Source organism: Nocardioides hankookensis (assembly GCF_042658885.1).
GTDB classification, from domain to species: domain Bacteria; phylum Actinomycetota; class Actinomycetes; order Propionibacteriales; family Nocardioidaceae; genus Nocardioides; species Nocardioides hankookensis.
The window spans coordinates 521,589-542,466 of record NZ_JBHSRJ010000005.1 but is presented as its reverse complement, the minus strand read 5'-3'; the positions used below and the strand labels follow the sequence as shown (position 1 = coordinate 542,466).

At 66.5% G+C, this 20,878-nt stretch carries 10 protein-coding genes; 3 read left to right on the top strand and 7 right to left on the bottom strand.

Annotation, left to right across the window (positions count from 1 at the left end; all coding sequences use genetic code 11):
* The 6 genes from ACFPYL_RS17110 to ACFPYL_RS17085 form a co-directional block, all read right to left on the bottom strand.
* On the bottom strand, positions 1-5,134 hold a 5,134-nt coding region (locus ACFPYL_RS17110), incomplete at its 3' end, for a hypothetical protein (RefSeq protein WP_379156842.1).
* A gap of 475 nt (positions 5,135-5,609) precedes the next feature.
* On the bottom strand, positions 5,610-5,816 hold the full coding sequence (locus ACFPYL_RS17105; protein ID WP_379156839.1) for a hypothetical protein: 207 nt from the start codon (positions 5,814-5,816) through the stop codon (positions 5,610-5,612).
* 10 nt (positions 5,817-5,826) lie between these two features.
* The gene (locus tag ACFPYL_RS17100; RefSeq protein WP_379156836.1) at positions 5,827-9,309 is read right to left on the bottom strand and encodes a BTAD domain-containing putative transcriptional regulator; all 3,483 of its coding nucleotides are present in this window, start codon (positions 9,307-9,309) and stop codon (positions 5,827-5,829) included.
* 419 nt (positions 9,310-9,728) lie between these two features.
* Positions 9,729-10,394 (bottom strand): response regulator, encoded by a 666-nt coding sequence (locus tag ACFPYL_RS17095; RefSeq protein WP_379156833.1) that lies wholly within the window; start codon positions 10,392-10,394, stop codon positions 9,729-9,731.
* On the bottom strand, positions 10,391-12,136 hold the full coding sequence (locus ACFPYL_RS17090) for a sensor histidine kinase (protein WP_379156830.1): 1,746 nt from the start codon (positions 12,134-12,136) through the stop codon (positions 10,391-10,393). Before ACFPYL_RS17090 ends, ACFPYL_RS17095 begins: the two co-directional genes overlap by 4 nt.
* A gap of 570 nt (positions 12,137-12,706) precedes the next feature.
* Positions 12,707-13,297, bottom strand: a complete 591-nt coding sequence (locus ACFPYL_RS17085) for an isochorismatase family protein (RefSeq protein WP_379156827.1) — start codon at positions 13,295-13,297, stop codon at positions 12,707-12,709.
* Positions 13,298-13,587: 290 nt separating this feature from the next.
* Between ACFPYL_RS17085 and ACFPYL_RS17080 the strand changes: the two genes are divergently transcribed.
* The 3 genes from ACFPYL_RS17080 (at position 13,588) to ACFPYL_RS17070 (ending at position 19,279) form a co-directional block, all read left to right on the top strand.
* Positions 13,588-15,420 carry a glycosyl hydrolase family 18 protein gene (locus tag ACFPYL_RS17080; protein WP_379156824.1) on the top strand — a complete coding sequence of 611 codons (1,833 nt, stop codon included), beginning with the start codon at positions 13,588-13,590 and terminating at the stop codon, positions 15,418-15,420.
* 176 nt (positions 15,421-15,596) lie between these two features.
* Entirely contained in the window at positions 15,597-17,204 is a 1,608-nt protein-coding gene (locus ACFPYL_RS17075; protein WP_379156821.1) for a hypothetical protein, read from the top strand.
* Positions 17,201-19,279 (top strand): sensor histidine kinase, encoded by a 2,079-nt coding sequence (locus ACFPYL_RS17070; RefSeq protein WP_379156818.1) that lies wholly within the window; start codon positions 17,201-17,203, stop codon positions 19,277-19,279. Before ACFPYL_RS17075 ends, ACFPYL_RS17070 begins: the two co-directional genes overlap by 4 nt.
* Positions 19,280-19,382: 103 nt before the next feature.
* Here ACFPYL_RS17070 and ACFPYL_RS17065 read toward each other — a convergent pair whose 3' ends face one another.
* Positions 19,383-19,961 (bottom strand): RDD family protein, encoded by a 579-nt coding sequence (locus ACFPYL_RS17065; protein WP_379156815.1) that lies wholly within the window; start codon positions 19,959-19,961, stop codon positions 19,383-19,385.
* Positions 19,962-20,878 lie beyond the last annotated feature (917 nt).

Below are 20,878 nucleotides of genomic sequence, written 5' to 3'. Positions count from 1 at the left end.
GCAGATCCACCCGCAGCACACCGTCACCAGCATCCTGCGCACCGACCTCGACACCATCGACCGTGATCAACAGCTCACCCACCGGGGCGTCACCACCCTCGACCTCGACCTCAGCGGCCGCAGTCAGCACCTGACCACCCACCACCGTCGAGTCACCCGACAGCTCCACCGACGTCGACGTGACCGCCGTGGGCTCCGGAACCTCGATATCCACCCTGCCCAGGGGATAGCGCCGCTCGACGTAGCCCGGACGGGTCACCACGGCCACCGCCCGCACCGTGTGACTCAGGTCGTCCGGACGCACGTCGTAGGTCAGACCGGTCGCCCCTTCGATCACCTCGCCGTCGCGTAGCCAGATGACCTCCACGCCGAGATCAGCCGGAGGATCGACGATCGTGTATGACGCCGTCAGCGTCGCACCAATCTCACCGACACCCGCAACTGCCCCATTGGTCACGAGGTCGTCGGCCAGGTCACCGGGCAGGACGGTCACGCCACCAGAGACGCTGTAGACAGTCTCGTACTGGTCGCGGAAGCTGAAACAGGCGTAGGTCAGGGTGGCGTCGAGATCCTCTGCGACTGGAGTGTAGCGATCGACACCCTCGCCCTCGACCCAGACGCCGTCGCGGTACCACTGACAGATGGACGTAGCCTCGGGATCGTAGGTCGGCGCCGTGCCGACCAGTTCCTCGCCTACCTTCCCGGACCCGGCGGTGGTCGGCGGCGTCAGTTGCTGGAGCTCACCGTAGACCTCGTACGCCACCGCCGCGACGGATCTCCGTCCGGAGCTGTCGATTGCGACGACGTTGAAGACGTGCTCGCCGATTGTCGAGGTATCGAGCATCCCCCCGCTGGGGACGTCGCCCACACAGGACTCGACCCCGGACTGATTGTCGGAACACGTGTAATCCAGCTCGACCTCGTACCCCTGCGGGTAACTTCCACCGAGCGGGCTGAGGAACCAGATCTCGGGGTCGGTCAGGTCGATCCGAACGTCGAAGTCCGTCAGACCCTCGTTGCCCGCACCGTCGGTCGCGGTCGCCACGACGTTGGTGACGCCCTCGTTCTCGATCGTGACATCGCCGCCGGCGGCAACATCCAGATCACCAGAATCATCAGTGACACCGGACAGCACGTAGCCGAAGCTGCTCACTCCCGTGTCATCAGCGCGATCGTCGATCGCACTCAGGTGGTAGGTGGTCGCCGCTCGCAGCCACCCGTCGATCGGCTCCGGATCAGCCGTGACCACCGGCGCCAACACGTCGCCCGAATCTGGCGCGACGTCCACGCTACCCAGCGGGTAGCGGCGCTCGGTGTAGCCCGGACGGGTCACCACGGCCACGGCACGCACCGTGTGGCCCAGGTCGTCCGGACGCACGTCGTAGGTCAGACCGGTCGCACCCTCGATCACCTCGCCGTCGCGCAGCCAGATGACCTCGACGCCGAGGTCGTTCGGCTGATCGATGATCGTGTACGACGCCGTCAGCGTCGCACCAATCTCACCGACACCGGCAACAGCCCCATTGGTCACAAAGTCGTCGCCGAACTCTCCGGGCAGGACCGTCACGCCCTCCGACGCGCTGGTGACCGGGACGTAGCCCTCACGCGAGCTGACGCAGCGGTAGGTCAAGGCGGTGTCGATGTCAATCGGCACAGGCGTGTAGCTCACGCTCACGTCAGTGATCGCGGCGCCGTCGCGGAACCACTGGCACATCGACGTGGCTTCGGGCTCGAAGGTCGGCGCCGTGCCGACCAGTTCCTCGCCGACCTTCCCAGACCCGGCGACCGTCGGCGGAGTCAGCTGCTGCAGACCGACACCGACCTGGTAGGTCTCCTTGCGGGTAGTGGTCCGGCCCGACCGGTCCGTCGCCGTCACGGTGAACGTGTGCTCACCGAGCGTCGACGTGTCGAGCACGTCCCCGTCGGCGACGTCGCCCTCGCACGACTCGACCCCCGACTGAACGTCGGCACAGCTGTATGAAACAACGACCTGCTGGTCGCGCTCGTAGCTCGGCTCAATCTCGCTCAGGGTCACCGTGGGGTCGGTCAGGTCGACCCGGACGTCGAAGTCCTTCACCCCTTCGTTGCCCGCACCGTCGGTCGCGGTCGCGACGACGTGGGTGACGCCCTCGTTCTCGATCGTGACATCGCCGCCCCCAGCAACGTCCAAATCACCAGAGCCGTCAGTGACACCCGACAGCACATAGCCGAAGCTGCTCACCCCCGTGTCATCAGCGCGATCGTCGATCGCACTCAGGTGGTAGGTGGTCGCCGCTCGCAGCCACCCGTCGATCGGCTCCGGATCAGCCGTGACCACCGGCGCGAGAAGGTCATGGGTGGGATCACTGGGCAGGACCTTCAAGCCCTCCGAGGTGCTGTCCACTGGGACGTACTGCTCACGCGAGCTGACGCAGCGGTACGTGAGGGTCTGGTCCAGGTCGTCGTCGACGGGGGTGTACCGATCCACGCCGTCGGGTGCGATGGCGTTGCCATCGCGGAACCACTGACACGAGGAGGTCGCCTCAGGAGTGAAGACCGGCGCGATGCCGACCAGCTCCTCGCCGACTCTCCCGGATCCGAGGATTGTGGCCGGCGTGAGCTCCTGCAAGCCGACACCGACCTGGTAGGTCTGCTTGCGGGTCGTGGTGCGACCCGAGTTGTCGGTCGCGGTCACGGTGAACGTGTGCTTCCCAAACAACGAGGTGTCGAGCAGGCTGCCGCTGGGGACGTCGCCGACACACGACTTGATGCCGGACTGGAGATCGGAACAGCTGTAGGTCACCTTGACCTGCTGTTCACGGTCGTAGTTGGCCTCGATCGCGCTGAGGTTCAGCGTGGGGTCAGTCAGGTCGATCCGGACAAAGACGCCACGGCCGCCACTGTTGCCTGCGCGGTCGATCGCGGTCGCGACGACGAGAGTGACGCCCTCGTTCTCCACCGTCACGTCGCCGCCCGCGGGATCCAAGTCGCCGGAACCCTGTGTGTCACCAGTCAGCTCGTAGCCGAACGTCCCCACCCCAGTGTCTCCGGGACCATCGTCAGTCGCGCTGAAGCGGTAGGTAGCCGCACCGCGCAGCCAGAGTTCGGATGGCTCTGGAGTAACCGTCACGACCGGCCGCTGCACGTCACCGTCGACGATGTCCACACTGCCTAGGTCGTAGAAACGGCTGGGGTAGTTCTGACTCTGCGCCCACGCTCGGGCACTCAGCGTGTGACCGAAGTCTGCCGCGCGCACGACGTACGTCGGCTTGTTCGCGCCATCGATCGCTACGCCGTCTCGGAGCCAAAAAGTCGTGACCACGAGGTTGGCCGGCGGATCGGTGAGTGTGTACGACGCCGTCAGCGTCGAACCCACAGCCCCGGTGCCGTCCACGCGCGCATCGGTGATGAGATCGTCGTCAAAACTGCCGGGCAGGATCTTCAAGCCCTCGGACGTGCTGTCCACTGGGACGTACAGCTCACGCGAGCTGACGCAGCGGTAGGTGACGGTCTTGTCCACGTCGTCGATACGGGTGGTGTAGCGATCCACGCCTTCAGCGGTGATGGGGTCGCCGTCGCGGAACCACCGGCACACGGAGGTTGCCTCCGGGACAAACGTCGGCGCCGTGCCGACCAGCACCATGCCGACCTTCCCGGACCCGGTGATCTTCGCCGGGGTCTGCTCCTGAAGGCCGACACCGACCTGGTAGGTCTGCTTGCGAATGGTGGTCAGGCCTGAGTTGTCGGTCGCGGTCACGGTGAACGAGTGCTCCCCGAACAACGAGGTGTCGAGCAGGCCCCCGCTGGGGACATCGCCGACACAGGACTTGATCCCGGACTGGAGATCACCACAGCTGTAGACCACTCGGACCTGCTGGCCCCGACCGTAGCTGGGCTGGATCGTGCTGACGGTCACCGTGGGGTCGGTCATGTCGATCCGGACGTCGAAGCCAATGCGTCCGTTGTTGCCTGCGCCATCGAGCGCGGTCGCGAGCACCCGAGTGACGCCCTCGTTCTCCACCGACAAGTCGCCACCCTCGGCAGGGTCCAGGTCGCCGGAACCCTGCGTGACTCCAGACAGCTCGTAGCCGAGCGCGCTCACCCCCGTGTCGTGGGGGCGATCGTCAGTCGCGCTCAAGTGGTAGGTGACCGTCTCATGCAACCACCCGGCGATCGGGTCTGGGTCAGCCTTCACCACCGGCGCCAACACGTCACCGTCGACGACGTCCACACTGCCCAGGTCGTAGGCACGCACGGGATAGCCCGGACGCGTCGCTACAGCCTGCGCACTCACCGTGTGGTCCAGGTCAGCCGCGCGCACGACGTACGTCGGACCGGTCGCACCATCGATCATCTCGTCGTCGCGCGACCAGATGACCTCGACGGAGAGGTCGGCTGGAGGTCGGGAGATCGTGTACGACGCCGTCAGCGTCGTGCCCGCAGTGCCTACACCGTCCACACGCCCGTTGGTGATCAGGTCGTCGGGCAGCGTCGCCAGCGACGATGTCGCCGCCTTGACCGTGTAGGACACCTTCTTCGTCGAGCTCCGGCCTGCCTTGTCCCTCGCGACCACGGTGAAGGTGTGCGCGCCGATCGTCGACGTGTCCAGTCGGCCACCGTCAACCACATCACCCTGACAAGATGCGATCCCGGAAGCGGGGCTGCTGGTTGACCCGGGGTCGTCACACGAGTAGCCGACGGTCTCTACTGAACCCTTCGTGTAGACCTCGCCCTCAGTGAGACCGAGCGACACCGTCGGATCTTCCAGATCGATGCGGACCTCGAAGTCGGCATGCGCCTGGTTGCCGCTCTTGTCAGCGGCGGTGACCAGAACCCGGGTGACGCCCTTCGCACCGAACGTCACGTCGCCGCCGTTCACGGGGTCCAGGTTCGCACTCGCCCTAGAGTCGGCGCCGGTCGCCGTGTACGCGAGCGACTGCACCTGGCCGCCGTCCGTTGCCTTCACGTGATACGTGACCGGCCCGCCATGCCAAACGACATTGGGGCCAGGAGTGATGGTGAGGGTCGGAGGTGTCCCATCTTCGCCTGCGGCGTGGGCAGGGGCGAGCCCGAGAGACGCCACCAGCGCACCCACCAGCAGGGTGATGAGGAAGCGAGGCAAGAAGGACCGGGCTCGGTCAGCAAGCAGACGCATGCGCTCACGGTCACGGTGCCGGCGGCCCGGGCGGCAGGTGCACGAGTCCTCGAACAGTCGAGATCGTCCCAATGATCCGAATACGACGACGCGGGCCACCCCAGGCAGGCCGTCTAACTCCGGACCGTGAGGAAAGATGTCCGGACCTCACCAACTTTGGCCCAGCATGCCGGCTCGACGCTGGAGGGAACGAAGGACGATCAGCCGCTCCACGGTGCGCTAGGGAGCCGTATGACGAGGCACTGACGGACACCGTCCGGCAATCGTCACGCCACGCGGAAGGCGGCAGACGAACGACGCCAGACAAGTAGCAGGGCCCTACCGCACGACGTGGGCGACGCAAGATCCTCAGGCCGACCGAGCCGTCGCGAGCGCGTTCGAGCGAGGAAGGACTTCGAGCGTCAGACCGTCCCGCAATCCAACCTCGACCGACCGCGGTGACCGGAGCGGGAAGACTCGCCCTTGCCGTCCAGCATCAGCAGCGGCACGGGCCGTTCACGTGCACGAAGTCCTGCCGCCCGGTCCCCGCCTCCCACAGCACGCAGGGCCAGTACGGGGACCCGGACCGTAGCGAACCGAGCATGAGGAGGTCGGCGGCCATGTCGGTCGAAGCCGCCTGGTCGGATGCGCCGACGAGCAGGAGCGAGAAGATGCCCTGTCGTTTGTCGATCGACTTCTTCATTCCATGATCCTCATCGTCGGTCCAGGCCTCGGCGCGTGCCCGCGCCGCTGCCGAGTGGACGCCCCCGAGACTCGTCCGGAGGGAGGGCATCCGGGCTCGGGGGGCCGTCATGGACAACGTTCTGGACCTCATCGAGCAAGCCCTGGAGGCCGAAGAGACCCCGTGTGCGGATGATTCGACTCGCGTCCGCCAGATGGGTCTCCGCCATTCCCTGGTGGCCGAGCGCCTTCGCTCCCAGCGCCAGGTAGAGGTCGGCTGGACCGAGCAGGGCCACCGGACCTGCCGAGCACATTCGACCGGCGTGCTGTGACAAGACGGTGTACGCCTCCTCGGTCAGCTGCGTTGCCCCGAGTGAAGCCGCGAGCTGGCATGCAAGAGCGGCGTTTACAGGACCCATGAAGGTGTGCTCAGCTAGCCCGCCTTCTGCGACCGCGAGTTCTTCATGTGCCGCGTCGAAGTGCCCGAGCCGGACCAGGAGGCCGGCCCTGAACAGACTTGACGACAACTGTCCATTCGGAGCCAGAGCGTCGGAGGTCCTCCGGACTGCCTGCGCGTCGCCGTTGAGAACGGCAGCGGTGACGACGGCCGCTCCGATGACCGGCCCGAGGTTCGGATTCCGACCTTCTGCGACCATTGCGATGAGCCTCGCCGAGTGCGTTCTCACTGCAGTGGTGTCACCCTCAAGCGCCGACCACCCAAGCGCTAGTGCGCCGAGCAGTGCTTCAGGGATGATGAGTCCCCGGCTCGCGGCGAGTTGCGCGACTCGAGGCAGTCTGGAACGAACACGTTCGACCTGTCCGAGCTCGCTCGCAGACATCAACGAGAGCACCTCGGCCACGACGCGCGCTCGTGGGTCATCGAGGCGTTCTGCGACATGCAGCGCACGCTTCGCGAGCGCGGCGCGCCGCTCGAGGGTATCGGGCCGCCACGTCGCCACGAACGCGCCGTGATAGGTGCTCAGCTGCAGCTCGAGGTCGTCCGTGGCATCGGCGCTGCGCACAGCGTCGTCGATCAACGAGTCGATGAGACCCGTCTGTGTTGAGTCGAAATGCAGCTCCATCGCCAAGGCGACCTGGACGCGACACTTCAGAGCCACCTCACGGATGTCGAGACGGCGAAGGAGGCGGTCGAGGTAGTCGCGAGTCGGTTCGTGCATGTAGCCGAACGGTCGAACCTGCCACAGTGCACTATCTGCTAGCGCACGAGCTGCGCGGCCCCCAAGCAGGTCGTCACCGAGACGTTCAGCAATGGTCACAGCTTCGTCGACCGCCTCTGACACTCCGTGCCAGTCACCGCTCCATCGGCAGGCGTCGGCGATCAACATCAACATCTCAAAGCGCTCACCGGCGCCGGCGTCGAGGTCTAGGGCCAGCAGCTCGGCGCTCGCTCGCAGCAGACCGACTTCTTCGGCGTACGCGAAGCCAGCACGTGCGTGAGCCGCCACGTCCAGCAGTGCCCGCCACCCATCTGCTGCGTGGCTGCGCCCTGCCTGGCGCCAATGGTCAGCCGCCCGGGCACGTTGCTCGGCGTCGGCGAGACGCCCGCGCTCGCACAGCGCCCTGGCCGCCAGGGCGTGCCAGCTGCAGCGAGCGGCATGAGACTGCTCTATCAGCACGATCTCGCCGACGACGGGATGCCGGAACGCGTGAGAGGTCTCGCCGAGGTCCTGCTCGACGACCAGCCCTGCGCAGACCGCAGTGCGGAGGACATCGAGCGTCTCCAGCTCGTCCCGGCCGAGCACCGCCGCCAGCTGACCGACATCGAACGGCGATCCGATGACGCTGGCCGCTTGTAGGGCGGTCACCGTCGCCGCTGGCAGCGTCATGATCTGGGTGCTCACGACGTCGATCAACGATCCACTGAGGGCACCGCCGGCAAGAGCGAGCTCGCCGAGGACGAACGGATTCCCGCGACTCCTGTCCCAGAGCTGTGCGGCATCGGCAGCCACTCCCCCGCCAACGGTTCGGACGAGTTCCTCGGCCCCCGTGAGGGTGAGACCTTCGAGATCGACCCTTACGCCTTCGTTGCGGGCGACAGCGGCTGCAAGGCGCCTCATCTGGCGGTCGTCTCCTGCGCCGGTGCGCCGCGTCAACACTATGGCCAAGGCAGCGCTCGTGGGACGGCTGACCAGTTCCTCGATGAATTGGCATGTGGTCGAGTCGGCCCAGTGCACGTCATCGACGACGAGGAGGAGCGGCTTCGCCGCAGACGCCGCCAGCAAAGCCTCGATGACATGCTCGCGAGCACCAAAGCCCCAAGCTTCGAGGTCGGTCATCTTCGGGTCGACATCAGGTGGTTGGGCCTCGTCGGCGAGCACGGTCAAAGCCGTGCGCAACGGCCACAGCGGAGGCGCGTCCCGCTCCACGCAGTGCACCTCAATGGCGGCGTAGCCACTATGCCGCGCGACGCGGGTGAGTTCGTGCGCCAGCCGGGACTTGCCGATGCCGGCCTCGCCGGTGATCAGTGCCGCTGTGGCGTGATTCCGACCGGGACGTGCGAGCAGTGCATTGAGTTCGCTCAACTCGCTCTCACGCCCCACCAGCGGCCATCGGGACCCGGCCGGTGCCGGACCCGAAAAAACACACTCGGCAGTCGTCGGCGATTCATTCACAGCGGGGTCACCCGAATCAGACTGCAGCGCACCCGACTTGATCGGGCCCCACTCAAGCGTCTCGTCTTGGCGCAGGATCGCGGTCTGAAGGTCCCGCAATGGAGCTGACGGGTCAACCCCCAGCTGCTCGTCGAGTATGGAACGCAGTGTGCCAAGCGCCTCGAGCGCCTCGCCCTGCCGACCGCTTCGGACCAGCGCGATGGCGTACAACGCCCACCACCGTTCGCGAAGTGGGTGGAGTGTGGTCATCGACTCGACCTCACCGACGACCTCAGCGTGCCTACCGATCGCGAGCATCGCGACGATGCGCATCTCCAGGGCAGAGATCCGAAGGTCTTCGATCCTCGCGCGCTCCGCGCTTGCGTCAGGATCGTCATCAAGCTCGTCGTAGGGTCGTCCGCGCCACAGCCCCAACGCGTTCTGCAGAACTTCGGCCGCGCGAGCCGCCGCCTCCTCTGCGGCGGACGTCGTGACCTGAGGGCGCAGCATGTCGGTCACGTCAGACAGGAGGCCGCGGGCGGTGGCAACGGCATCCTCGAGCACAGAGACGTCTCTTGCTGCCGTCGAGAGTCGCAAGGCGTAGCCGCCGCCGTCGGTGACGATCACGGATGGTGGCTCATGGGCTGCTCGGTCCGGTTCGAGCACCCGCCGCAGCGAGGCGACGTACCGTTGAAGTGTCGCGGTCGCCGTTGCAGGGGCTGCAGCACCCCACACTCGTTCGACGAGCGTGTCCAGCGACACCGTCTGTCCCAACGACAAGACCAGCGCCGCCATGATGGTCCGTTGGCGCGGCGTGCCGAGATCAACTGATTGGCCGTCTCTCGATACGCGGACCGGGCCGAGGATCGAGACCTCGACGCGAGCGGCATCTCTTAACACCATGACGCGCCGCCCAACGCATCACCAAGATCCGACGCACACCCAGCGCCGGCGACGCCGGCTCGGTACGAGCCAGCGAATCCGCGATGCGCCGGCCCCGTCGCCCCAGTGATGTTCAAGTGATCGGCGGTGAGCATCAATCCTCGCTCTCATCGTGGGCCTCCCCCTGCGGCGGCCACGAGCCCCATCGTCACTGGCGCGATAGCCCGGATAGCAGGTGCATCAGTCCCGAATGCCCGGGGCGGACCGCTGAGCGGGGCGTTCGGCCGGGGTCGCTGGTCAGTTCGGTCTCCGGCTCCACACCTCTACGTCGCGGACGAGCTCTGAGAACGCGTCCCTCGACAATCCCGCTCGGCGGTGTGATTCGTCGTTGGGGCTTGCCGCCGGCCACACATCAGAGCCGTTACTGCGACGTGGATGGCCTAGGCGCGGCCGTCCACGCCGATCCCGGCCTCACGAGCTTTGACGACGAGGGCCGCCCTGTCGTTGACGCCGAGCTTGCCGAAGATCGCATAGACGTAGTTGCGCACAGTCTTCGGTGTGAGCACGAGCACCTGAGCGATCGAGGCGTTATCATGTCCGCGAGCGACGAGCTCTAGCACCTCGCGCTCGCGCTCGGTCAGCTCTTGGAACGGACCTCCGGTGGCCGCACGAGCACCAGTGAGGTATGAGGAGGCCACACCGGCTACCTCAGGACCAAGCACCATTCCGCCGCCAGCGACAGCCCTGATCGAGCGTTCGATATCAGCCGGCTCGGCCCCCTTGAGGAGGTAGCCGCGAGCACCAGCCCTGATGGCGGTGAACACAGCGTGATCGTCGCCTGTCATGGTGACGACCAGGATCCCGATGCCTGGAGCCCGTCGAAGTATCTCTCGCGTAGCGTCGACGCCGGATCCGGCACCGAGGTTGAGGTCCATGATGACCACATCTGGGTGGGTGTCCAGGACGACCTGGACCGCCTGTTCCTGATTCGCCGCTTCGCCCACGACGTCGAAGCCGGCGATCGAGGACAACAGAGCGGCCATCCCGATCCGGAAGGTCGGATGGTCGTCGACAACGACGAGGCGCACCGCGAGGAGCTCAGTCACGGAATCACCATACGGACATGTGTGCCGTGGCCAGCCCCACCTCGACTGATCTCGAAGGTGCCGCGTAGCTCGTCCGCCCTCTCTCTCATCGACCTCAGGCCGACACCGTGCTTGGACGCAGGATCGATCCCGCACCCGTCGTCGATCACCTCGAGCAGCGTGTCGCCGACCCCTCCCCCTTCAACTTTGATCGTGACTTCGCGGGCGCCTCCGTGACGTTGCGCATTCAGCAATGCCTCGGCCGCCACGTGATAAATCGCGATCTGACGATGGGTGTCCAGCTCTCCCAACTGGCCGTAGTCGACGACGATCCTGAGACCGGACGCCTCGAACCGTGCAGCAAGCGCCTCGAGAGCACCACCGAGGTCACCGTTGTCGAGGGCAGCAGGCAGAAGTGAGCGAGAGAGCAGCCGCACGTCCTGGCTGCGCCGCGACACTTCGGCCCTCAGCTCGGCCAGCAGATCACGCGCCCCGTCGAGGTCGTGGTCGAGGCGTTTCTCGACAGCAGCAATACCGAGGCCAAGCCCTGCGAGCGCCGGCCCCATGCCATCGTGAAGGTCGCGTCGGAGCATCCGCCTCTCCTCCTGTCGAACCTCGACGAGCCGGGCGGTCGCACCGTTCAGTCGAGCGTTGACGGTGGCCAGCTCGAGTGAGATGCCGATCAGACCGCTGACCTGGGCGATCAGTCGCCGAGACCGGGAATCCAGCGACTGCCCTGGAGAAGCGGTCACGATCAGCGATCCCATCGCTCGCGAGTCGACCGTCAGGGGGATGTGGTACGCATCGCTTGTCGGGCTGGCCACTGTGCCGGCGGTTGCGATGGTCTCGCCGTCAGCGTCTCGGATCTCGGCACTGCCAAGTCGCAAGCTCGTCGCGAGAGCAACAGCGACGGCATCGATTCCTCCCCGATCCGCCGAGCTGGCTGCGACAGTGCCGAGGGAACCGATCAGCGCAGCCGGATCGTCGACGGCTCCGTACACCAACCTGTCCGCGCGCTGCTGGATCCAAGTACGCAGCGGTTGCGACGCAACGAGCAGGACGGCAAGTGCAGCCATGGCGGCAACGTCGGCTGATGTCGCCAACCGTTGTTGGACGAACCACGCGGCCAGGAGGTAGCTCGTCACGAGTGCAGCGCTGAGCGCCAGCCAGACGACCGCCCGGTCGACCACCACCTCAATACCCCAGAGCTTCTGACCGAGCACGACCACCAAGAGCGCGCCTGGCAGGAATGCCTGAGCCGCGATCAGACTGGCGCCAGAGAAGTCCGTCGCAACCTCCTCGAGACCTGCAGGTGCCGGAAAAACCACCGGCATGTAGGCGATTGCGAAGAACAGCTGACCCATGGCCAGCCATCCGTAGCCACGGCCTTGCTCGCCAGCGACCGATCGGAACCACGCGAGTCGCGCTACTCCGGCAACGGACAGAAGAACGCAGAGACGATCTGGCCACACGCCTAACGAGTCCGTGAGATCGGAGTACCAATCTGGCATCACTGCGAGCGGGTTGGAGATAGCCACGTAGGAAGCAGTCAGCTCGGCCAGCACCCGCCAACTGACCGCAACGAGACCCAGCACCACCACTCCGTGGACCCAGGGCGGCACCTTCCGCGGCGAGACGAGCCACGGCAGGACCGCGATCGAGGCGTAGGTGCCGGGAATCCAAACCCATTCGGACATCACCCACAGCCACCCGGGAGCCCAAACGTCAGTGTCTGCCCGAGCAAGGCCGAGGTACTGGGTCAAGAAGCCAGAGATTCCGCATCCGACTGCTCCGGCGACCAGGATCCAGACGACCGGGTGTCGGGACCGAGGCAGCATCAACAGACACGCGCCTCCATAGACGCATGCTGTCACGACATCCATAACCCAATACGCGAGAAAACCTGGGGCAGATCCGTCCACCAGCAGCAGGACGACGGCGGTCAGGGCAAGCATCCAGGACGTGGCTGCGACTGCGACTCCCACGACCAGCCAAGGACGCGAGGTCCACAGCAGCAACGACTGTCGACCTCGGCCCATCGCGAGCGCAGGTGACGCGACAGCTACGGCGCCGCTTCGGCTCGGAACACCGACGAGCAGAGTGCGCGCCGCGCGCATGGTTCCTCCTCGTGGTGACGGCCGTACCTGAGCGGCGCATGTGCGCAACCAAGCGAGGTCACACATCAGGCCATCAGTCGGCCAAGTCTTCGTCAAGCAAGCGGCCCAGTGAACAGAGGCACATGTCCCGACAATGCCGGGCACAACGAGACTGACTTCAGTAGGCGGGCCCCGACGATCGCGGTCGACTCAATCGAGTGAACGCGCGACCGCACTTCAGACGGTGGGACGCAAGAGCTGCGTCGGCTCGCTCGACACCAAGTCGACTGTGGTCACGACGTCGGCGAATTCGCCGTGCAGGTTGACAGCAGTGGCGCGACCGATCTGGTCAGCGCTCCACACGGCTCCGTCAGGAGCACGTCGATCGAACGTGTGAGTGGCGTCCAGCGCGAAGAGGACATGATGCCCGAGGTTGCCGCCGACCCGCGCCGTGGTCTCGCAGCAGTGGTTGGTCGTGATGCCACAGATCACGATGCCGCCTGCTCCGCTCGCGATCAGCCAGGCGTGCAGGTCAGGTGCTCCGTGGAACGCTGAGTTGACCTGCTTGGTGACCAACAGGTCTGGCTCGATTGTCAGGTAGGACTTGAGCCGGTTCCCGGGCCGGTCCGGGCGCAGCGGAGAGTCGGGCTCCTGGGAGTCGTGGCGCACGTAGACCAGCGCTCTTCGCCGACGACTCCACTCCGACACCAGACGCGCGATGTTGTCGTCGCACGCGGGGTTGTTGCGCCGACCCCAGCATGGATCGTCGAAGCCGACTTGGGCGTCTACGACGACCAATGCATACGTGTCGAGCTCGGCGGGTGTCATACGTGGCTCCTTCGGTCAGGACTGACTGCCTTCGACGCCAGCGCGCCCGCCCTGTCGCCAGTGGAGCGCCCCGACGTCAGGTTGATCAACGGTCGGCCGCAAGACGGATGAGCCCAAGCGCCATCACGTAACGACGCAGCTTGCGACTTGTTTCTCGTCGGCGTCCGAGGTAGCGCACAGGGAGTCCGGCCCCCGGCAGTCTCCCACCGAGGTACCAGCACGCAGGAGCATCGTTGTGAAGCGCGCCCTAGATGGCGCCCAGCACCACCGAGGACCGAGAGGAATGCTCCATGTCGGAAGTCCGCCGCCTCCGAACGGCGACCTTGATCATTGTCTCGCTGATCCTGGCTGGGGGTATACCCGCCCTCGCCTCGACTCGGGATCAAGCCGCCGGTGCGTCGTCGGAGCGTGCGACCATCGCCGATCCGATTGCGATGACGGTGAAGGCTCCGAACCAAGGTCGGGCGCGTTTCCACGGCAAGAAGGCGATCAAGCGGGTAGCTCGACCGACTTTGCTGCAGGCTCGGACCGGCACCGCCTGGGTCGTGCAGAAGAAGAAGCGGACGAAGCGTTCCGGACGTGTCACCTATGTCTTCCCCGCCCCCTCCGCAACCACCCAGTACCGCGTATTCGCACCGTCGAAGGTGGTGCGCGTGGCACGCAAGGTCCACGGCGACACCATGTCCAAGCGGGTGCGGCTGCGTCCGTGGACGAGCAAGATCAAGACGGTAACGGTAGCCAGCCCGTCCCAGTCACCCACCGCATCCCCGACCCAATCACCCACCGCATCCCCCACCAAGTCCCCCACCGAGTCTCCGACGCAGAGCCCCACCCAGGAGCCCTTGGACACACCGTGGGTGACGGGCTACTACGCCGGTTGGTACTGGGACGTCGGCGACATGCTCGCTCCCGAGGACGTCGACATGACAGCAATGACGCACTTCGTCTTCGGGCGCGTCGCACCGGGAGGCGGATCGCTGGATGGTGAACCCGGCAATCCGGACTACCCGGGCTATCCGTACGAGCCCGGCGACATCGTGCCGGGCGGAGGATCCGCGCACCGCCCCAACACTGCGCCCGACGGCAGCGGCCGTAGCGTCGAGGACTACCTGATCGACAAGGCCCACGATGCCGGTACCAAGGCACTGCTCATGGTTGGCGGCGACGGTGACGACGGGACCGGCTACCTGCTCTCGACCGCCGATGCGTCACGGCCGGAGTTCGTCGACAACATCGTGGACTATCTCGTCGAACATGACTATGACGGGGTCGATCTTGACTGGGAGAACTGCCTGGAAGGCACCTCCTACTGCGGCGAAGCGGATCCCGACCACCCGGTCCCCGCTGCCGAGGCGCAGCGACGGCTGATGGCCTTGATCGCCGACGTCCGGGCAGAGACCGCAACTCGAGCACGCTACGCGCAGACACCTGCCCTCATCACCTACCCGGGCTACGCGCTCAACACCAACTACCAGACGCCGGATGGCAAGGCGGAGAAGTGGCGGGCCGACATCGCCAAGGCTGTCGACCAGTACAACCTCATGTCATATGGTCCCGGCACCACGATGAACGGGGCCTCATGGGATTCGTGGTTCTCCGGCGCGCTCACCGGTATGACCAGCTCCCACCCGGTCGACATCTCTTCCAGCGTCGACGCATACGTCAGAGCCGGAGTGCCTCGCGACCGGATCGGCCTTGGCATCGGCTTCTACGGCGTGTACTGGGGTCCGGAGATCACCGGCCCGCGGCAGAACACCGACAGCAATGCCATCTGGGAAATCGACGACAACTCACTTGGATACGGGTACCTCGATCGCATGGGTTACACCCGGAACGGCACTCGACACTGGGATGCTGAGGCGCAGTCGACGTACCGCACCTACGAGACGTATGGCGAAGCCGGCTATGTCCCACCGCACAACCGGAACTACCCGCTCGACGAGACCCGTCAACCCGCGGGCTTCCTGTCCTACGAGGACGAGCAGTCGATCCAGGCCAAGGGCGACTGGGTCAAGGACACCGGTGCCGGTGGCGCGATCCTGTGGACCCTCAACTACGGCTGGGTAGAGAGGACTCAGTCGAACCCGCTTCTCGAGGCCGTGAAGCACGCGTTCCTGGAGTAATCGCGACCGGGCCCGCACGTCGAGAGCCGTGCCCGCCTCCGCTGGTCTGTTGGATCAGCGGAGGCGGGCACAACCACGTTCGGGGGGACACGGGCTGCCGCCTCGCGTCAGGTCCCCGGCCTACCCATCCGCTGCCTTGTCCGGCGGTCAGCGTGGCTGATCGTCATAATCTGGGCATGCGCATGACATCCGTCTGGTGGTTGTCGCCGCCTTGGGGGTTGGCGCTCATCGCCGTCGTGCTCGGGGCGATCGAGGACCGGCCCATCCGGGATCAGGCACTGGCTGTCGTGGCAGCCTTTCTGCTCGCCTGCACCGCACGGATCGTTCGGTCGCAGCGTGCGCTCGCCGGTATCGCAATGCTCAGTGCGTGCGGCTGCGGCGCGTTGGCCGTCACGCAGTCGCTGGCGACGATTCCCGCAGGCGAGCTGTGGTGGCTGGTCGCAGTGCTGCCGACGCTGGTGTTGTTGGGCATCGCGGACGTCGGCACCGTGAGGTGCGTTGCGCCGGCAGTCACCCTGCTGGCTGCCGTCGCGGCGACCTGGACGGGCGCGCAGGCGCTAGCTGCAGTCTTAGGAGTCTTCGCCCTCGTTTTCGCGCCTACCGCAGGCCTGACTGTGCTCAGGAAGCGCTCGATCTTCGTTCCCGACGCAGACGTCCACCTGGCTGCGTGGGCACAGGCGAGCGTGATCGCCGGTGGCGTTGCGCTGACCGTCCTGCTGGTGTCGACGCCCGAGCCCGGCGGGGGAACACAGACCGTGCAGGCTTGGGCATCGGCGACGTTTGCGCTTGTGCTGGTCGCCGTCTACTCGCCGCTGGTCACGCTCAACTCACGCGGGGACGGTCACGGGCGAGTCGATCCGGCCACCACGATGATCGCTGTCGCGCGTCAAGTCGGTGCCGACCCGTCAGGAGGACCCGAGGCGCTCGACCGGATCTGCGACGCGCTCCGCAGAGGATGGGACGTCGCACATGTCGCTATCCTGCGTGACGGTGGGTCGACGGTGGCGGAGAGGTCCTCCTCGGAGCTCACGGTCGCACTGTGGTCCGACGAGCGCACGGTAGGACACCTGATCGTCCGGGTGCACGAGGGCCGCGATGTCGAACAGGTCTTGCCGCACATCGATCGGATCCGGAGCCTTCTGGCCGCCTCGCTCGCCGTGACCGACCTGAACCGCGGCACGGAGCAGATGCGACTGCGCGTGAAGGGCGCCCGCGACGCGGAACGTCGCGCGATGACCCGCGAGCTCCGCAAGCTGGTCGTCCCCGCCGTCCGCGGCATAGCGAGTGAGCTGCGCGACGCGGCTGAGAGCCTCGACCGTGATCCCCGGCTGATTCCCGAGCTCGATGACACTGCACGGAGACTGACCCGATCGACCGCGGATGTCCGGAGGATCGCCCACGCAATGTTGCCCGGCGCACTCGATGACGGCGACCTGGGTGCGGCGATCGACGAGCTTCTCGGCCAACCCTGGGTATCGCACCGTGGGGTCCTCCGCGCGGATGGGGCTGAGCAGCTCGATCGAGCGACCCAGCGGACGCTCTACCTGGTGCTGTCCGATCTGCTCGATGAGCTGCGGATTCTCGGTCTTGACGCCGGCGTCGACGTGACTCTCGTCGTGGACGAGCATTCGGCGCGTGTGCGAGTCGGCATGCCCGGGCGGTCCTTGTCTCAGGCCACCCGGGAGCGATTGCGTGAGGCAACCGAGCGGCACGCATCTCAGCTGGTGCTGACGATCCGCAGATTGCCCGACGACGAAGGGGTTGAAGTGGTGGTGCGCCGGTGAGCAGCGAAGAAGACCCGCGTACGGGTCGCCGACTGGCCGCCCACGCGATCTGGGCGACGGCCTGGGCTTTGACCAGCGCCGCCCTGATCATGGCCTGGTGGCATGATCTCCCACGCGAGCCACCGGAGGTGTTCCTCTCACCAGCACCGCAGGCGGTCCGCAACACGGCGTTCGCCGTCGATGTGGCAGCCGCCTTCGTCTACGCCCCCGTGAGCGCGTTGATCGTGGCACGCCGTCCTCACCCGGCCGGGATCGTCCTGGCGCTCATGGCGGTCGGATCTGCCGCGGCCGCGTTCGGGATCCGTTACGGCCAGCTCGCCATGAGGAGCGACGGGCTGCCGCTCGAGGGCTTCGTCACCTTCCTCGCTGGCTGGGCGTTCGTTCCGGGAACATTCGCGATGGCCTCGCTTCCGCTCATGGTGCGCCGCGACCGGCTGCCGGGGCTCGACCGCTTCGTCGTGCTGGCAACGATCGTGATGGCGGCGCTTGCGACGCTGGCATCGATGACCCAGGTCTCGCGGGTCCCGGGGATCGACAACCCGTGGGCGATCCATGACCCCAGCTACCAAGGGCTCATCGCGCCCGCGTACGAGACGCTCTCTGCTCTGGCGATCGTCGCTGCCCTTTCGACGACTGTGATCCTGGCTCTGCGCTACCGGCGTGGCTCGTCGTCGCCGGGCCAGGCATGGCTGCTGGCCGGACACCTCGTCCTGACCTTGTCCTACCTCGCCATGGCTCTCCCCGAAAGTGCAGACTCGCCGGCCTGGTTGCTCTCGTTCGCGCTTATTGCTCCGGCGATCGCGCACGTCGTCAAGTCCGCGGCGATCCTCGTCGTAGTGCTCGGCCAGCGCCTCTGGGGAGTGGCCTTCTACGTCGATCGTGCGATCGTCTGGACGCTGCTCTCGTCGGCGGGAGTCATCGCATACCTGGTTGTCGTCGCTGTCATGTCGGCGTTGGTCCCGAACCAGTCCGAGTTGCTACTCCTGGTCGTGGTGCTGATGATCGCGGCCGGTGCGCTCCCGCTGCGTCGAGTGACCCAACGTCTCGTCGACGACCTGGTCTACGGCGAAGGCGCCGATCCCACGGTGACCCTGTCGAGCCTGAGCGTCCGGCTCGATCGGCACGGTGCCGACCTCGAAGGCCTGCGGATCATGTGCGGAGAACTTCAGAGAGCGTTGCGACTCGGTCATGTCGCGGTTCGAGCCCGCACCAGTGGAGACCTCGTGGTCAGCGTCGGCGCACCCCGTGGAGGTGTGATCGCCTGCCCGATACGCATCGGCGAGCACATCCGCGCGGACCTAGAGGTCTCGGCGCGCGCCGGTGAGAGGCTCGACACGCGGACCGCTCAGCTCGTCGAGGGTGCCGTCGGCTACCTGGCCGCAGCCTGGCAGCTGATGGAGTCCACTCGCGCGCTCGATCGAGCGCGCGAGGAGCTGATCGAAGAACGCGCGGCGGTGCGCCGGATCATCAGGCGGGACCTGCACGACGGACTCGGGCCAGCCTTGACAGGCGCCAAGTACGCGCTCGCCGCGATCGGCCGGATCGCCGATCGAGACCCGGCTCAGGCAATCTCACTGCTGTTCGAGACGGCCGACGGCCTCGACGAGGCGCTCAGTGACGTCGAGGCACTGACGGCGCGGTTCGGTCAAGGGGACAGCGCGGTGGTCGACCTCGCGGAGGCGCTGCGGGAGCTCGCTGCACGATTCGCGACGTCCCAGACCAATGTCGTGGTCAGCGGTGGTCTCAATGGGCTGTCGTCGCGCGAGGTCGTGGACGCGACTCGCCTTGTCGCCGCCGAGGCGCTCAGCAATGCTGTCCGGCATTCCGGCGCGAGCCGGGTGGGTCTCGACCTGCGTCATCGAGACGATGGGTGTGTCGAGCTGATCGTCACCGACAACGGTCACGGAATGATTCCGGCGGCTCCGCGCGGCGTCGGGTTGGCGTCGATGCACGAGCGGGCGTCCGACCTGGGCGGCACCCTGGAGATTGTCAGTTCCGCCAGTGGGACCTCGATCCACTTCGTCGTGCCGGCGGATGCCCCTGACCCCTTGTCGATGACCAGCGGCCCTGTCTGAACGCGCCCAGACTCTCCATCGCCACGACGACGTGGTACGACGCCAGCCTTTCAGGAGTGGCGGCCCTCCCAACACACCGCCGCACGAATCGACCGGCCTTCGTTTAGGAAGACTCAGGCTTGCTCGCAGCGACGACCACCAGAGTGTTGCCGGCGAATCGATCATGCCATCCGCGACCACCACTCTTGCCGTCGTTGATCCCGATCGCGATCAGCACCATCGCGGCGAGCTGCGCCAGGCCGCCGACGATGCCACCGATGATCGGAACCACGCCGGCGACGCCGAACGCGACCCAGATATTGCGGCGGATCGCCTGCTCGACCGACGGAGCACCGGCAGCCGCATCGACCACCCGTAGCTTCATCAGCCACTTCCCGGCCGTCTGCCGTCCCCCTGACTCGAGGACCGCGAAGTAGGCCAGGCTGAGCAGGGCGCCGACGACGGCACCCACGGCACTCGCCACGATGCTCGACGCATCGGCGCCCATCACCATTCCTCCGGACTCGCCGAGGACCGCACCGACCAGCACGACGCCGACGACGACAGCGTTGACGATCGCAAGCAGAACGAAGTCGATGAGGCGGGCGATGAAACGAGCGCTCAGCCCGCCTGCCGTGGGGGTCACGGTCTGGGGCACGTGCGTCGAGTACGGGCCGTCCCGAAACTGGGGCGCATCGGACATGGAGAGTGCTCCTTGGTTCGAGGTTGCGGGGAGCGACCGATGCAATGACCGGCCGACAATGTCGATAGCAAGCACACGTTCCAGCCGATCGCCGGGAACAGGGCGGGAGCGGGCCGGGAGGGCGCCCATCGCATGCCGAGTGGCATCCCCCTCGCCGAGACGACAGGAGGCTCCCCGGCGAGCCTCCCACGAAGGTCCCCGCGGTCTCCCGGACCTGTCAGGCACGCTTGAGCATCCGCTCACGGCGACCGACGAACTGCGCCGCGGCGCCGCCGAGCGCCCCGGTCGAGCGATGGTCCGCCGCCTGCGTCACAGCCGCACGAGTCAACAAACCGGAGCCAGCGTTGCCTGAGTCAATCGACCAGCACGGAGAGTCGAGGAGCGGCGTAGCGTCCGCCACCTGTTGGCACGCCACATGGTCTCGCTCAGCGAGCCCGGCGTACCCGATCAACGGACCGGGCCAGCGCGTCTTGTGGGCCGAGGATTGGAAGCGGCGCTATGACAGCGCCCCGTCCTGCCGAGTCTGCGGTCGCCTGTGGACCCCTCGCACTGGCGACCTGCACCACGCTCAACCCGCCGGGAAACGACCCGACCGACTCGAGAGCCTGACTCCCCTGTGTCGAGCTCATCACGTCGCTGTCCACGGCCTAGTCTCTGCACTGACCACGAAGTCGACCGTGGAGCATCGCGTCGCTACCTATCAGTCCCTGTGGCTGCTCCAACAGCGCCACCGCGACCTTGGGTGGCGTCGCTGAGCAAACCGCCACGAGGTGTCGTCCTCTCGATCAGACGGACCACCTGACGCCGCCTTCGAGATGATCGGCAAGCGCACTGACTCCACGGAGATCTTGCCGGGCACCGAAGAGGCGCACGAGCGCCTCGAGCTGTCGCATCCGCTGGCGGTGGCGATCGGAACA

What these genes read in the sequence shown, in the direction of transcription:
- ACFPYL_RS17105 (WP_379156839.1), bottom strand. Translation starts at nt 5,816, where the DNA reads ATGAAGAAGTCGATCGACAAACGACAGGGCATCTTCTCGCTCCTGCTC.
- ACFPYL_RS17100 (WP_379156836.1), bottom strand. Translation starts at nt 9,309, where the DNA reads ATGGTGTTAAGAGATGCCGCTCGCGTCGAGGTCTCGATCCTCGGCCCG.
- ACFPYL_RS17085 (WP_379156827.1), bottom strand. Translation starts at nt 13,297, where the DNA reads ATGACACCCGCCGAGCTCGACACGTATGCATTGGTCGTCGTAGACGCC.
- ACFPYL_RS17080 (WP_379156824.1), top strand. Translation starts at nt 13,588, where the DNA reads ATGTCGGAAGTCCGCCGCCTCCGAACGGCGACCTTGATCATTGTCTCG.
- ACFPYL_RS17075 (WP_379156821.1), top strand. Translation starts at nt 15,597, where the DNA reads ATGCGCATGACATCCGTCTGGTGGTTGTCGCCGCCTTGGGGGTTGGCG.
- ACFPYL_RS17065 (WP_379156815.1), bottom strand. Translation starts at nt 19,961, where the DNA reads ATGTCCGATGCGCCCCAGTTTCGGGACGGCCCGTACTCGACGCACGTG.